Here is a 15204-nt window from a genome sequence, read left to right on the forward strand (position 1 = left end):
TCGCAGCCGGCCGACGGCGGTCATCGTTGGTTCGCGTACTCGAAGTCCAGCCCGGCGGCCCCGCCGGACAGCTCCAGCTCCGGTGCGGCCGACAACACCGCCTGGTGCAGGCACCGCATCCGGCTGGACGGTTCGAGCCCCAGCTCCTCCACCATCGTCTCGCGCAGGCGCTGGTAGGTGCGCAACGCGTCGTAGGTACGCCCGGAACGGTGCAGCGCGATCATGAACTGGGCGTTGAGGTTCTCGTGCATCGGGTGCCGCGCGGTCAGTTCGGCGAGATCGCTCAACAGTTCCGTGTGCCGTCCCAGCCGTAGGTCGGCGGACACCTTTCCCTCGATGGCGCCGATCCGCGCCTCGTTGAGGCGGACGACGTCGGGCGCGAGCACCCGCCCCACGGAGACGTCGACCAGGGCGTTCCCCCGCCACAGCGCGAGCGCCTCGGCGTACCGCCGGGAGGCGGTGCCGGCGTCCGCGCTCGCGGCGGCGGCCCGGGCGGAGCTGACCAACCGCTCGAACAACGCCACGTCCACCTGGTCCGGTGGCACGGCCAACAGGTAGCCGCCATGTCGGGTGACCAGGACGTCCTTGGGCGCGGGTGACCCCTCCTGGTTCGCCGTGAGCCCGATCCTCCTGCGCAACTGCATGACGTACGTCTGCAGGGTCGTCGCGGTGCTGCGCGGTGGTCGCTCTCCCCACAATTCCTCGATCAGAAGCTGGACCGGCACCACGGTGTTGGCATTAAGGGCGAGTACGGCGAGCACCTGACGCGGCTTGTCCGCGTTCGGCAGGATCGACGTGCCGTTCCGGCGTGCCACAAATGGCCCGAGTAGCTTCGCTTCCACCTCATACTCCCCCTTCGACCGACGCTCGGGACCTATCGCGGGCACACCAATCAAACAATCGGCGATCGCCGATTCGTGATTGGCTGCACCGGCAATGTTTCCATCGATGCAAATCGTGCGCCAGTGCCATACTCACGGGAGCGGGGGGAAAGGGGACACATGGAGGTCGTGACATTTTCACAGCTGGAAGCCGGAGGCGAACGCCCCGGCGCCGACGCATGCGCGGGGCCGGGACGCCTCAGCCGAGCTTCCGGAGCGTCTCGGCGGCCTCCTCGGGCGACACCTCGTTGATGAACACCCCCATGACGTGTTCCGATCCGGCGAGGTGCTTCAGCTTGGACGCCGTCCGCCGCACCGTGAACAGCTCCAGGTGCAGAGCGAACTCGTCCCGGTCCGGAGCGCGTCGCGGTGCCTGCAACCAGGCCGAGAGGTAGGGGGTGGGCCCCGCACCGACGCCGAACAGACGGTCGAAACGGGCGAGCACCTCCTGATAGATGGCCGGGAACGCGGCCCGCGCAGCGTCGTCGAGGCCCAGCAGGTCCGGCACCCGCGAACGGGGGTAGAGGTGCACTTCGTACGGCCACCGTGCGGTCCGGGGCACGAAGGCCACCCAGTGACCGTTTTCGAGAACGATCCGCTCTCCGGCGGCCAGTTCCCCCGCCACGAGGTCGTCGAAGATGTTGAGACCCGTCCGGCTGCGGTGTGCACGGGCGGACTCCAGCATCCGTGCCACCCGCGGCGTCACGAAGGGATAGGCGTAGATCTGCCCGTGCGGGTGCACGAGCGTCATCCCGATCTCCTCGCCCCGGTCCTCGAAGAGGAAGACCTGTTCGATGCCGTCCTGCTGGTACAGGTCCGCGGTGCGGTCGATCCACGCGTCGAGCACGAGGCGGGCCTGTGCGGGGGAGAGTTCCGAGAAGGACGTGTCGTGCTCGGGGCTGAAGCAGACGACCTCGCACCGGCCGGCCGAGCCCTCCCCGTCGACCGGGTCACCGGCCAGGGCGGGAAAGCGGTTCTCGAACACGACCACGCCGTAGTTCCCGGCGGGGATCTCGCTGGCGTGCCCCGGGCGGGAGGGGCACAGGGGGCAGTCCTCGGTGGGCGGGTGGTACGTCCTCAGCTGGCGGTGCGCAGCCACCACGACCCAGTCGTCGAGCAGCGGGTCGTGGCGGGCCTGCGAACCCCGGGGCACCGGGTCGAGCAGCCGGGAGTCGATCACATCGCGCACCGCGTCGTCACCGGCGTCGTAGTAGATCAGTTCACGGCCGTCCGACAGGCGACTCGCTGACTTCTTCATGCTGCTGGTTCCTCTCCTGACGAGCGTGGGTACCGGGGACGGTTGCGCCGGGTCAACCACCGACGCGACGTGCGGCGTGGTCCTCGATCAACCCGGTGATGAGTTCGACGGCCCGGCTGGGGGCGTCGTGCCGGCGGTACTCGTCACGCAACTGCCGTGCGCGCAGGCCGTACGACGGCTCGCGCAGGACGCGTCGCACGGCGGCGGCGATCTGGTCGGCACCGGCCCGGCGACGGCGCACGGCCAGCCCCACACCCGACCACTCGACCCGCGCGGCCACCTCGTGCTTCTCCTCGCTGGCAGGAACGACCACCAGGGGGACGCCGTGCGACAGGGCGGTGTTGACCCCGCCGTAGCCGCCGTTGGTCACCATGACCGTCACGTGCGGCAGCAGCGCGCTGTGCGGTATGAACGGCGCCGTCCGTACGTTCGCCGGCAGGCTGCCCAGCTCTGCGGCGTTCTGCTGGGTGCCGGTGGTGACGACCACCAGCGCGTCCTCCTCGGCCAGCCCCTCGATCGTGGGCCGAAGCAGGCGCTCCGCGTCGTGCGCCACCGTGCCCTGGGTGACGTGGATGACGGGGCGCCCCTCGACCATCTCCGGCCACCAGTCGGGGGCGTCGAACCGGGCGGGTGCGGAACTGGTGAAGGGTCCCACGAAGTGGGTCTGCGGCAGCATGTCCGAGCGGGGGTACTCGAAGGAGGGCACGGTGCCCATGAGATAGAGGTCCGGGTGCCGGACGATGTTCTCGAAGGGGCCGCGGTCCAGCGGGGTGAGGCCGGCCCGCCGACGGGCGAGGTCCGCCCGGTGGCGGATCTCCCGTAGTGGTGGCAGCAGGTGTCCCGACACCGCGCGCAGCGCACGGTTGCGCAGTCGGCCCAGCGGCGTGGCCGATGGGGGCAGGCCCAGCCCGAGCGGCGCGGTGTCCCGGCTGCCGAAGACGTAGACCGACGTGGCGACCCAGGCGGTGGGCAGGTTCCGGAGCTCGGCGGCGAAGCCGGCACCGTACATGGTCTCGCCGGTCACCACGACTTCCGCCGGGAACCTGTCGATCAGTTGGAGGATGTCCAGCATCTGCTCGTGGGCGGTGCCGATGAAGATGTCCCGGAAGGCCGCGGCCATGCTGACCACGCCGGTCAGGCCCGCGTGTGACGGGAACGCCTCCTCGCGGGACTGGCCACCCCAGTCGTACGCCCGGCGCATCGGCTCGAACGTCGCACCGGCGCGCTCGACCTTGTCCGCGAACGCCCGCCCGGTGTACCAGTGGACGTCGTGTCCCGCCCGGGCCAGCGCCCGGACGGCCTGGATCATGCCGTTGACGTGCCCGTCACCGGGGGTGGTGGCTACCAGGACTCGCGCCATGTCGGTCATCCCCTCGTCGTCCGCGTTGTCGCGTTCATCGAGGTGTACCGACCGGCACTCAATCGCCGGTGGACTGGTTCGTCGGTTCGCGCTGTACGGCTGCGCCCCGCGCGGGACAGGTGACGACGGCGGGCTCAGGCGGCGCGTGCCTCGCCGCCCGTCAGCGGGCCGGCCGCCGGCTCTGGTCGTCCGTTGCGGCCGGGCTACCGGTGGTGGGGGCCGACCGCCAACCGGAGGGCCGCGCTTCCGTCCACTGGGGATTCATCCAGCCCTCCTCACTGGCGATCCGCAAGGCGTCGATGCGGTTGCGCGCACCGAGCTTGACGACGATGCTGGACAGGTAGTTGCGCACGGTACCCACCCGCAGCCTGAGCTGCTTGGCGATCTCCGTCGGTTCGGCGCCCCCGGCCGCGAGCCGGAGCACGTCGACCTCGCGACGGGTGAGCGGGTTGTCGCGGTTGACGATGACCTGGAGGGCGAGTTCGGGGTCGATCACCCGCTCACCTGCGGCGATCTTGCGGATCGACTCGCTCAGCATCGTCGCGGGTGCCTGTTTGAGCAGCAGTCCCCTGACCCGCATCGCCATGGCCCGGGTCACGAGATCCGGGCGACCCTGCGAGGCCAGCAGCAGCGTCTGACAGTCGGGCAACCCCGCCTCAAGATCCGCAATTACGTCGACCACCGGCCGCCCCGGCAGGTCGCCGTCCAGCACCAACACGTGGGGGCGTAGCCGCGCGGCGACGGGAAACACGTCGTCCCCCCGGGAAACCTGCGCCACGACGTCGATGTCGTCCTCAAGCGTCAGGGTGGTGGCAAGAGCGTCGCGAACGAGCCGCATACCCTCTGCGATCATGACCTTGAGCAAGAGCGTATCCCCCGTAGACATCAATCCTCCGGCATCCGTCAATGAGTGATGCAGAGCGCGGTACGTCGCCGAAGGTAGACCTCGGTACGACCGCTTCACCGGCAGCCTTCCCGCCTACCGTCAACCGTCCGCGCCGGCATCCCGCCGACGACACGAAGCCCACGACCGGCATCCCCTTCCAGGAGGCATCCGCAGGGCCGCCCATGGGAGGGCGGCCCGCGGATCGGGCGGACCGGCGGTGTCAGAGCAGGCACCAACTGTGGTCCGAGGCCCAGGGTCGAGTCCTCGACCATTGTTCTGATCACTGACCGGTGACCCAAACGACACGAATCATCACACCGCGTGAAAACTCTCCCGTCAAGGCGATGGTGAAACTTTTACGAATCGACCCACACCAAATACTTGACGCGGCAGACTCTCTCGTGGACCACAAAGAGGCATTGACACACGTCACAGTGGTTTATGATGATCGTGCTGGTGCGGGCCGGGTACGGGTCGCATGCGCGAAGGCGGGCACCGTCGCGCGGGAATCGCGGCAGTGACGACGGACGTGGTCCGCTACGACAGGCGCAGGCAGTACGCCCGGTCGAAGAGCGCCAGCGCCGACAACGAGAGCGAATCCACGAACTGTCCGTCTCGGATCATGTCGTCGAGCTGGTCGCGGCTCACCCACCGCTGACTCATTCCCTGCTCGGTCTGCTCCCTGGCGGGCGCACCGGCGGCCAGGGCGTCGGCGACGAAGACCCGACACCCCTGCGACGAGTACCCGTGCGCGACGTTCACCCGCCCGAGCAGCGTCCAGCGGCCCGCACGGAAACCGGTCTCCTCCCGGAGCTCGGCATGGGCCAGGGCCAGGGGGTCGTCCTCCACCCCGTCCCGGCCGCGTTCCACGCCGATCGGCATCGTCGCCGAGGCCCAGGAACCCTGCGGGAACTCCCACTGCCGGGCCCCCACCGGGTAGCGGTACTGCTCGACGAGGTGGAACCCCTCCCCCTCGACGGGGATGATGAGGGCGCAGTCCGGCTTGTCGACGACGCCGTACACACCCACCGAGCCGTCCGGGAACTCGACCTGGTCCTCGCGCACGTCCATCCAGGCGTTGCGGTACACGCTGCGGGTGTCGAGTCGGCGCAACGAGCCCACCTCAGGTCACGGTTACCCGGCCGGACGGGCAGGGCGGAACGGGCCCTTCACCGTATCAGGAGGCAGGCTCCACCGAGGTGACGAGGAGGCGGGCCGCCTGTCGCACACCCCGCACCGGAATGTCGCGGGTGCACGCGAGGCTGTCGAGGACCACGCTTCTCAGGCAGGAGTTCGTCGGGCGACAGGCGTACCGGCTCTGCGCACGCGCTACCGACCTGACCAGCCCGGGATCGACCCCCACCTCCTCCGCGATCACCCTCGCCCAGTCGGCCCGCGAGACACGGTCCGGGCCACCGAGGTGGAGCAGCCGTCCGGCCGGGTCGCGGAGGAGGCCGGTCGTCACCGCCGCCACGTCGTCGACGAGCACCGGCGTCGTCCACAGGTCCCCCGGCGCCTCGACCGGCAGGCCACGCCGGAGCCGGTGGGCACATGCGGCGAAGAAGTTCAGCCAGGTCGACGCTCCCGGCGGCTCCCAACCGTAGACGAGACTCACCCGCAGCACGGTGGCGTCCGGGAGCCGGTCCCGCAGGGCCAGTTCCGCCGCGAGCTTGGCCCGCCCGTACGCGTTCGTCGGACGGGTCGTCGCGGATTCGTCGTTCCACGCCGCACCGCCGTCGAAGACGTTGTCGGTGGAGATCAGCAGCACCTTGGCGGTGCCGGCCGACCCGGCCAGGTTGAGGGCGGCCGTGGTGTGGTCGTGCATCGCCCGGGCGGGGTTCTCCTCGCACCAGGTCACGTCCGACGGGCCGTGCACGAGCACCACAGCCTCGGGACGCACCCGGTCCACGACCTCGGCGCACTGCGACCGGTCGGTGATGTCCAGCGACACCCACCGCCCCGACGGCAGCCCCGCACCGGGGTTCCCGTTGCGCGAGGCGAGCACCGGCTCATCGCCCCCGGCGGCGACAGTCGCGGCGATCCGCCGGCCGATCAGGCCACTGCCGACGATCAGGACCCGCATCACGTACCGGCCGCAGTGGTCACGCCGGCCGGACGACGCGACAGCAGCCGTCCCATCCCGATCAGCGCGTGGTCGTCGTCGGGCACGCCCATCGTCACCATCGCCCGCACCTCCTCCTCGGTCAGTCCGAAACACCCCATCCCGACCAGCTCCTCGACGAGATGGTCCGCGAACGCATCCCCCACGGCCTGCGCGAACCCACCGATGATCACGTACCGGCGGATGCCGATCGCGGTGTGGACGGCCACGATCGCCTGGGCGAGGTGGCGCAGCGACCGACGCAGCACGGCGACGGCGAACGCGTCCCGGCCGAGGACGGCCCGTACGACATCCTCGTTGGTCACGGTCCCCGGCCCGCCGGGACAGGAGGCGCCGAGTGTCGAGGCCGCGAACGCCCGAGGGTCACGCTGCCCGGCCGACCGGACGGCGGACAGGATGCCGCGCCCCGACGACACCGCACCGAGATGACCGCGCCCGCCGCAGTCGCACCGCGCCCCGTCGGGCGACAGGTCCACCGGCCAGTGCCCCAGCTCGCCACCCGTGCCGCTGGGATCGACCAGCACGGCCCCGTCCCGGAAGACCTTGTTGCCGATGCCCGAACTCACCGTCAGCAGGCAGAAGTCCCCGGGGGACAGGTCGGATCCCGCATACCGCCAGGCAGCTGCCGTCAGGTCGTTGCGGACGCGCACCGGCACGCCGAGCCGGTGCGCCAGCCAGGCGCCGAGTGGCACCCGTTCCGCACCCCCGCCCCAGATCGTCGGTGCCGCCAGCACCATCCCGTCAGCGTTCAACGGACCGGCGAACGCCAACCCGACCGAGGAGACACCCACCCCCGACGGGGTGCTCAGGCGCTGCCCGAGCACCTCCGCAAGCTGGGTCAGCACCCGTTGCCGGAGCACGGGGGCCGGCTCGCCCGGATGCCGGGCGAGGCCCTCGACCGGAATCCGGTGCACGTGGGCCAACGTCCGGTCGCGCTCCCGGTACCACCCGACACGAAGCGTGGTGCCGCCGATGTCGGCGACGAGGAACGACCGGTCGAGCGGCGAGTCGGTCATGCCGTGCACTCCGAGGACACGGTGGCCCGCTGCCGCAGCTCTGTCAGCGCTGCCAGCAACTCCCGTTCGGTGACGTCGTTGACGAAGCAGACCTGACCGATACCGGTCAGCAGTGGGAGCCGCTGACGGCCGTCGCGATGCCGGACCATCTCCGCGAGAGCCGCCAGGATCAACTCGGATCTGCACACCCGATGCCAGACCGGCAGTTCGAGATCGGCCAGGACGGCGAAGATGCGCCGCTCGTCCGATTCGCCGATGAGACCCCGGCGGCGGGCCAGGACCGTGCACAGCGCCATGTCGATCGCGACCGCCTCGCCGTGCAGGAGCTCCGGCAGCGCCCGCATCTCCAGGCTCGGGGAGAACGAGTGGCCGTAGTCGACCCGCCGACGCAGCCGGCTCTCCCACAGGTTCGGTTGCAGCTCGGCCAGCATCCCGTGGACCGCGCGGCACAGCACCGCCACCCCGACATCGCCGTACTCGACGCCGAAGGCTGGTTGGAGCCGCTGCTCGATCAGCCGGCAACCGTGCCGGGCCAGCAGTTCGAAGAGCATCGAGTCGCTGACCATCGCCAGCTTGAGCACCTCGGCGAGCCCGTTGACGACGTGCCGGCGGTCGAGCGTACGCAGGAACATCCAGTCGATCAGGGTGACGACGGCGGGATGGTAGGTGCCGAGCCGGTTCTTGTGACCGTCGTGGTTGACGCCGGTCTTCGCACCGATCGCCGCGTCGACCATGCCGATCAGCGTGGTCGGCACGCGGACGTACGGGGTCGACCGCCGGTACAGGCTCGCGGCGAAACCGACGATGTCGGTCAGCACCCCTCCGCCGATGGCGATCACCGGTTCGGAGCGGCGGCTGATGCCGAAACGGTCCATCGCCGCGGTGATCATGAGCGCCGCGTCGAGGGACTTCGTCTTCTCACCGCCGTCGAGCAGGCACGTCTGGGACTCGACCCCGTGTGCCTCGAAATACCTGGACACCGCCTCGCCGTAGAGCTCCTGCACCCGGCGCTCCATCACGACGAGCCGGCGGGAGCCGGTGGACGTGGAGCCGGGCGCACCGGCCCTGGCCAGGGTGGGGTTGCCCACGTCGAGTACGCCGGTACCGAGTATCACGTCGTAGCTCACCGGCTTGCTGGCCGTCAGGCGCCAGGTGCTCCGCCACGGATCGCCGGTCCGGCTCAGCCCAGAGGTCTGCTGCTGCGGGATGGGGACACCGATCGTCATAGCCCGTTCTCCACACGCTGGATCTGTGTGCACATCTTCTGCTGCTCCATCCCCTCGGCAGTTGGACCGCCCCTGCCCCAGCGGCATCACTTTGGACCTCAGCCTGAAGATGCCTCCTCGAACCCTGCTCGAAGTCCTGGCACGTGCGGCTCGCCCCCGGCCGGTGGCGGTCGGCCTCAAGCCCGGATCGAGCCACGTCATACCCACGGTGCACAGGCTGGGTCTCCGGACGTCGACCGAGGAGGACCCATGCGCGCGACCGGAGCAGGCATCCCGACGGCGCGGCGGCTCGACCACGTCGCGGTCACGGTCCCCGACCTCGACGAGGCGGTACGCGTCCTCGTTGAGGTGCTCGGCGGCGACCTGGTGTACCGGCTGCCTCCGCTGGCACACGCGGACGACTGGATGACGCGCCGGCTCGACGTCCACCCCCGGGCCGTCGCCACCATCGCCGTCGTACGGCTCGGGCCGGTGACGAACGTGGAGCTGTTCGAGTACCGGGCCCCCGGGCAGGTTACCGAGCCGCCCCGCCCGGTCGACGTCGGACACCAGCACCTCGGGCTGTGGGTCGACGACGTCGAGGCGGCCGTGGCACACCTGACCGGCCAGGGCTTCCGGCGGGTCGGTCGGAGCTGGACCGTGCCGGCGGACGAGCCGGACGCCGGCACCACCTGGGCCCGCGTCCGGTCGAGCTGCGGCATGCAACTGGAACTGCGACACACCCCTGCCGACCTGCCCTACACCCGGACGGGTTCGGCCCGGCGGTTCGGCCCCTGTCCCCGGTGGACCACGGGGCGGGTGACGGGGAACTCCGCCACGCCCGTTCCCGGGTTGCGCGGGGTGGACCACATCGGTCACACCGTCGCCGACCTGGACCGGGCGCTGGAGTTCTACGTCGGGGTGGTCGGTGCCGAACTGCTGCACCGCACCGGCTGGCGGGAGCTCGACGGCGACGGCTCGGCGTCGTCACTCGGCCTGCCCGCCGCCGGGCGGGTCGACCGTGCCGCCCTCCGCCTCGGCCCCACCGACAATCTCGAACTGTGGCAGTTCGAGGTGGCCGACGCGCACACCGGGCCCCCGCGCAACAGCGACGTCGGCGGCCGGCACCTGGCCATCGCCGTGGACGACGTGGACGCCGCCGTGGCGTACCTGGTCGGGGCAGGTGGCTGCACGGCGCTCGGCGCGCCGGAGACCATCACCTCCGGGCCCATCGCCGGCGACCGGTGGGTCTATCTCCGTACCCCGGTCGGCCTGCACGTCGAGATCGTCAACATGCCGGACGGCGCGTTGCCGTACGAGCGGGAGACTTCGGCGCGTCGCCGGGCGGCGAACGACGTCACGTGGTTCTCGCGGTGAGCTAGCGGACCCGTTCGACCCTGCCCTCGTGCCAGACGGGTTCCGTGCTCTCGTAGATGCGGCCGTCGGCACCGAAGACCAGGAACCGGTCGAAGTCGGCGGCGAACCACCGATCATGGGTCACCGCGAGGACCGTACCGGAGAAGCCGGCCAACCCCTCCTGGAGTGCCTCGGCGCTGGCGAGGTCGAGATTGTCGGTGGGTTCGTCGAGCAGCAGGAGGTTCGCGCCCGACAGTTCGAGCAGCAGGATCTGCAACCGGGCCTGCTGCCCGCCGGACAGGGTCTCGAACAGTTGGTTGCCCGAGGGTGCCAGTTCGTAGCGGGACAACGCCGACATCGCGTCGTTGAGCGTCTGCGGGCTCGCGGCCATGACGATCTCCACGGCGGTACGACCGTGCAGCTCCGGCCGGGTGTGGGTCTGTACGAAGTGGCCCGGCATGACCCGGGAACCCAACGTCACCGCACCGGTGTGCCGCACCGTCGGCGTCTCGTCGGTGCCCAGTTCGGCCAGCAACCGCAGGAAGGTGGACTTGCCCGACCCGTTCGACCCGAGTACGGCGACCCGTTCGCCGTACCAGATCTCGGTGTCGAAGGGGCGCATCAGGCCGACGAGTTCCAACCCTTCACACACCACGGCGCGCTTGCCCGTGCGACCACCCCGCAGCCGGATGCGGACCTTCTGCTCCTTCACCGGCCGCTCCGGTGGCCCGGCCTCCTCGAACCGGCGGAGTCGGGTCTGCGCCGCGCGGTAGGGCGACGCCATGGCGTCGCTGTTGGTCGCGCTCTGCCGCAACGTGTGCACGAGGTGCCGCAGCCGCGCGTGCTCCTCCTCCCAGCGCTTCCGCCGTTCCGCGATCCGGTCCCGTCGCTCCTGGCGTGCCTGTGCGTAGGTGGCGAACCCACCGCCGTGCACCCAGACCGAACGCGCCTCCACCGTGATGATCCGGTCGGCGACGTCGGCGATGAGCTGCCGGTCGTGCGAGACCAGCAGCACCGTCTTGGAGGTGGCCCGCAACTGCTCACCGAGCCAGGTCTTACCCGCCACGTCCAGGTAGTTGTCGGGCTCGTCGAGCAGCAGCACGCGATCGGGGCCGCGCAGCAGCGCCTCCAGGACGAGACGTTTCTGTTCCCCTCCGGAGAGGGTGGTGACCGGGCGGTCCCGTACCGCGTCGTAGGTCGAGCCGAGGGCGAGCATGGCCACGGCGTCCCAGACGACCTCCATGTCGTAGCCGCCGACGTCGGTGAAGTCGGCCATCGCCTCGGCGTAGCGCATCTGGGACGCCTCGTCATCGTGTGCCGCCATGGCGGCCTCCGCCTGACGCAGCTGCGCGGTGGCTGCCCGGACGGGCTCCGGTGCAACCGACAACAGCAGGTCGTGCACCGTCTGGTCGTCCCGGATGTCACCGATGAACTGCCGCATGACGCCGAGCCCGCCGACCTGGGTCACCCGGCCGTCCGCCGGCACGAGGTCACCGGCGATCAGTCGTACCAGTGTCGTCTTACCCGCCCCGTTCGGGCCGACGAGGGCCGCCCTGGCCCCGTCGCCGACCCGGAACGACACGTCGTTGAGGAGCAGCCGACTGTCCGGCAGGACGTATGTCAAGTGGCTCACGTCGATGTAGCTCACTGCCGCCCCCACTCGCATCCGTCGGCGATCGTCAATGGAACATTGGTCCGGTGAACGCTCGTTGTTCCATCGGAGTAGATACTAAACTGCCGCCATGCCAGACGACACCGCCCCGGAGCGACGGTCCCGCCCGGGCCCCGGTCCGGCGGAATCACCACCAGCCCGGACACGCACCCGCGCCGCGGAAGGGCAGGCGGGGGACGTCTGGTTCAGGACCCGCCGGATCACCAGGGAGTCCCCGCCGCTGTCCCGGGAGCGCATCGTGAAGACGGCGCTGGAACTGCTCGACGAGGAGGGTGTCGAGCGGCTCACCATGCGGCGGCTGGCGGAGCGGTTGGGCACCGGCTCCACCACGCTGTACTGGCACGTCGACACCAAGAACGACGTCCTCGATCTGGTCCTCGACCAGCTCTTCGCCGAGGTCGAGCTGCCCCGGAAGGACCCGTCCGACTGGCGGGGGACGATCACCGCGCTGCTGGACGGCTGGCGGGCCGCCATGTTGCGGCACCCCTGGTCGGCGGCGTTGCTGGGTCGTCCGATGCTCGGCCCCAACGTGCTGGCCCGTACCGAGTTCCTGCACGCCGTACTGGCCGACGCCGGCTTCACCCCGCCGCACATGACCTCGGCCGCGTACGCCCTCGCCAACTACGTCATCGGCGCCGCGCTGACCCAGACCGCGTGGCAGAGCCGCGACGGCAGCGACACCTACACGACCGCCAACCAGCACCTGCACCGGCAACGCGACAGGTACCCGGTGCTCAACGCGCGCGGCTACATGGTCCAGGACGACTGGGACGCCAACTTCCGGCGCGGCGTGACGTACATCCTCGACGGGATCGCGGCTGCCAAGCCCTGACGGCCCTCCCGCCGATCGCCGGGCCCGGTACGGCCCGGCCACCCGGACCGCCGCCGGCCGCCGGTGCCCGTCGAGGCCGGGCCGCCGCGCCGACGGCAGGGCCGAGACGCCGCTCCCCCGCTCGCCGCAGACGTTCATCCCGGTCAGGCCAGCCGGTCGGTGGCGTCGTTCCCGACCAGCGGAACGACGGGCGTCTCCCGCCCGGCCGGGGCCACCCGTGGCGCGGGGCGGCGGGGCATCACCAGGGCGACGGCCATGGCCGCGAGCACGAGCAGCGCCACGGCGGTCACCAGGGCGGCGTCGAACCCCGCGACGACGGCGTCGGTGGCCGCCCCGCCCGGGGCCGCCCGGAGCGCGGCGGCGGTGGCGGTGGCGGCGACGGTGTTGAGCAGCGCGGTGCCGATCGACCCTCCGAGCTGCGTCACGGCGTTCACGGCGGCCGACGCCGCGCCGGTGTCGTCGCCGCTCACCCCGCTGGTCGCGGCGGAGACCGCAGGGGTGATCGCGCAGCCGAGGCCCAACCCGATGAGGATCTCGGCGGGCAGGAAGCGGGTGAGATAGAGCCCCGGGACGCCCGGCTCGAGCCCGATCAGCAACGCCATCCCCGCAGCCATCACGAGGAGCGCGGGAACGATCAGGCTCCGCGCCGCGAGCCGGGGCGCGAGCAGGCCGGCGATCAGCGTCGAACCGATGGCGATCGCCAGCGCCAGGGGGAGGAACGCCAGAGCGGCGCGGATCGGCGCGTAGCCGAGGATCTGCTGGAACCAGTACGTCAGGACGAGGAAGAACCCGAACAGCGCCAACTGCGGCAGGCCGATCGCGAGCAGGCCCCCTCCCCGGGTGCGGTCGAGGAGCACCCCGAGCGGCAGCAGGGGCTGCGCCACGGTCCGTTGGGCGACCGTGAACAGCAGCAGCATCAGCACCCCGACGGCCAGCAGCGTGATCACGACCGGGTCACCCCAGCCGCTGTCGGCGACCCGGGCGAACGCGAACACCAGGGAGGTCATGCCGGCCACGCTGGTGCCCACCCCCAGGAGATCGAGTCGCACCCGGCGGGCGGGCCGACCGTCGATCACGGTCCGGACGCCGATCAGGGCGAGAACGGTGATGGGCACATTGATCAGCAGGCACCAGCGCCAGGTCAGGTACTGGGTGAGCGCCCCACCCAGCAGGAGTCCCAGCACCGCCCCCGCCCCGGTGAGCGCGCCGTAGACGCCGAAGGCGATACCCCGTTCCCGAGGCGTGGTGAACGTTCCCGTGATGATCGCCAGGGCGGCGGGCGCGAGCAGGGCGGCGAACACGCCCTGCGCGACCCGACCGGCGAACAGCAGCTCCGCGGTCGGGGTCAGGCCGGCGAGCGCGGACGCCAGCGCGAAGCCGAGCAGGCCGTACCCGAACGCGCGTTTCGGGCCCAGAGTGTCACTGAGCCGACCGCCGAGCAGCAGCAGGCCCCCGAACGCCAGGGCGTAGGCCGACACCACCCAACTGCGGGACGCGTCGCTCATGCCGAGTTCCTGCTGGACCGAGGGCAACGCAATGGTCACCACCGTCGAATCCAGCACCACCATCAGTTGGGCCAGCCCCGCCGTGGCGAGGACCCACCAGTGTCGACCTGCTGCCACCACACGCCTCCTGAACATTGGAAAGTCAACTTACCATCGTTAACTTGCCGGCGAACCATACTAGGGTGGTGGACGTGGCGACGACTGGACCAGACGAAACGCCGGCGCGGCCGGCCGACCGACGGGACGGCGGCGCCGGGGCGGTCTGGCTCAGGGAGGACCCGGACCGTACGCGCCGGGCGGCTCCCCTGACCCGGGAGCGCATCGTCGAGGCGGCGGTGGCCCTGCTCGACGAGCACGGCATCGGCGGCCTGACGATGCGACGCCTCGCCGAGCGCCTCGTGGTCACGCCGACCGCGCTCTACTGGCACGTCAAGACGAAGGACGACGTCCTCGACCTGGCCCTCGATCAGATCTTCGGCGAGGTGCCGCTCCCGACCGCCCGCGGCGATTGGCGGGACGACATCCGGATGCTGACCTCCACATGGCGTACGGTGCTGCTCCGCCACCCCTGGGCCGCGAGCCTCATCGGGCGGCCGATGCTGGGCCCCAACGTGCTGTCCTGCACCGAGTTTCTGCAGTCGACCCTCGTCCGCGGCGGGCTGACCGGCGTCCGGCTGGCAGTGGTCACCCGGATGCTCGCCAACTTCGTGATCGGTGCGGCGCTGACCGATGCCACCTGGCGGCAGATCGACGACCCGGGGGCGCGGGCCGGGGCCCGACGGCACATCACGAGCAACCCGGCCCGATATCCCACGCTCGCCGCCTCCGGGCATCTCGACGAGAGCCGGTGGGTCGACGAGGACCTGTTCGTGCGCGGCATCGACGTCATCCTCGCCGCCCCGGCGAGCGACCCCGTCTGACCTTCAGCGCGGCCCGTGACGTCCACCGGACCGTTCCGCCCGTACCTGCGCGACTGATGATCAGCGAGCTGGCGGCACGGATCGCACGACCGTGTCCGGGCCTGGCGGCCACGCCGCACTCCACGCCATCCCGCTGCTGGTGAAGGAACGGATCGAAGGCCGGCGGTCGGCCCTTCGAGACGAAGCTACCG

General features: G+C 70.9%; 13 protein-coding genes. 3 read left to right on the forward strand and 10 right to left on the reverse strand.

The window, feature by feature from the left end; all coding sequences use genetic code 11:
- Positions 1-20: 20 nt before the first annotated feature.
- From ACN268_RS20885 to ACN268_RS20920, 8 genes are all read right to left on the reverse strand, one after another.
- On the reverse strand, positions 21-842 hold the full coding sequence (locus ACN268_RS20885; RefSeq protein WP_421484648.1) for an AfsR/SARP family transcriptional regulator: 822 nt from the start codon (positions 840-842) through the stop codon (positions 21-23).
- A 238-nt stretch (positions 843-1080) separates the two neighbouring features.
- Positions 1081-2139 carry a galactose-1-phosphate uridylyltransferase gene (galT, locus tag ACN268_RS20890; RefSeq protein ID WP_421484649.1) on the reverse strand — a complete coding sequence of 353 codons (1059 nt, stop codon included), beginning with the start codon at positions 2137-2139 and terminating at the stop codon, positions 1081-1083.
- 52 nt (positions 2140-2191) lie between these two features.
- Positions 2192-3499: a glycosyltransferase gene (locus ACN268_RS20895; protein ID WP_421484650.1), complete on the reverse strand. Its 1308-nt coding sequence runs from the start codon at positions 3497-3499 to the stop codon at positions 2192-2194.
- A gap of 160 nt (positions 3500-3659) precedes the next feature.
- On the reverse strand, positions 3660-4364 hold the full coding sequence (locus ACN268_RS20900; RefSeq protein WP_421484651.1) for a response regulator transcription factor: 705 nt from the start codon (positions 4362-4364) through the stop codon (positions 3660-3662).
- A gap of 558 nt (positions 4365-4922) precedes the next feature.
- A complete protein-coding gene (locus ACN268_RS20905) occupies positions 4923-5507 on the reverse strand; it encodes an NUDIX domain-containing protein (RefSeq protein ID WP_421484652.1) in 585 nt (194 codons plus the stop codon).
- 55 nt (positions 5508-5562) lie between these two features.
- On the reverse strand, positions 5563-6468 hold the full coding sequence (locus ACN268_RS20910) for an SDR family oxidoreductase (RefSeq protein ID WP_421484653.1): 906 nt from the start codon (positions 6466-6468) through the stop codon (positions 5563-5565).
- Positions 6468-7523, reverse strand: coding sequence for an ROK family protein (locus tag ACN268_RS20915; protein WP_421484654.1), 1056 nt, complete (start codon positions 7521-7523; stop codon positions 6468-6470). Before ACN268_RS20915 ends, ACN268_RS20910 begins: the two co-directional genes overlap by 1 nt.
- Positions 7520-8749, reverse strand: a complete 1230-nt coding sequence (locus ACN268_RS20920) for a sedoheptulose 7-phosphate cyclase (protein WP_421484655.1) — start codon at positions 8747-8749, stop codon at positions 7520-7522. The genes ACN268_RS20915 and ACN268_RS20920 overlap by 4 nt, the downstream gene beginning before the upstream one ends.
- 249 nt (positions 8750-8998) lie before the next feature.
- Here ACN268_RS20920 and ACN268_RS20925 point away from each other — a divergent pair, with 249 nt between their 5' ends.
- Positions 8999-10105, forward strand: a complete 1107-nt coding sequence (locus ACN268_RS20925) for a VOC family protein (RefSeq protein ID WP_421484656.1) — start codon at positions 8999-9001, stop codon at positions 10103-10105.
- A 1-nt stretch (position 10106) separates the two neighbouring features.
- Here ACN268_RS20925 and ACN268_RS20930 read toward each other — a convergent pair whose 3' ends face one another.
- Positions 10107-11732, reverse strand: coding sequence for an ABC-F family ATP-binding cassette domain-containing protein (locus ACN268_RS20930; RefSeq protein WP_421484657.1), 1626 nt, complete (start codon positions 11730-11732; stop codon positions 10107-10109).
- Positions 11733-11994: 262 nt separating this feature from the next.
- Here ACN268_RS20930 and ACN268_RS20935 point away from each other — a divergent pair, with 262 nt between their 5' ends.
- Positions 11995-12588: a TetR/AcrR family transcriptional regulator gene (locus ACN268_RS20935; protein ID WP_421484658.1), complete on the forward strand. Its 594-nt coding sequence runs from the start codon at positions 11995-11997 to the stop codon at positions 12586-12588.
- A 143-nt stretch (positions 12589-12731) separates the two neighbouring features.
- Here ACN268_RS20935 and ACN268_RS20940 read toward each other — a convergent pair whose 3' ends face one another.
- Positions 12732-14210 carry an MFS transporter gene (locus ACN268_RS20940; protein ID WP_421484659.1) on the reverse strand — a complete coding sequence of 493 codons (1479 nt, stop codon included), beginning with the start codon at positions 14208-14210 and terminating at the stop codon, positions 12732-12734.
- Positions 14211-14284: 74 nt separating this feature from the next.
- Here ACN268_RS20940 and ACN268_RS20945 point away from each other — a divergent pair, with 74 nt between their 5' ends.
- The gene (locus tag ACN268_RS20945; protein WP_421484660.1) at positions 14285-15013 is read left to right on the forward strand and encodes a TetR/AcrR family transcriptional regulator; all 729 of its coding nucleotides are present in this window, start codon (positions 14285-14287) and stop codon (positions 15011-15013) included.
- The last annotated feature ends 191 nt before the right edge of the window (positions 15014-15204 follow it).

Origin of the sequence: Micromonospora sp. WMMD735 (assembly GCF_049178995.1) — a bacterium.
Classification (GTDB): domain Bacteria; phylum Actinomycetota; class Actinomycetes; order Mycobacteriales; family Micromonosporaceae; genus Micromonospora; species Micromonospora wenchangensis.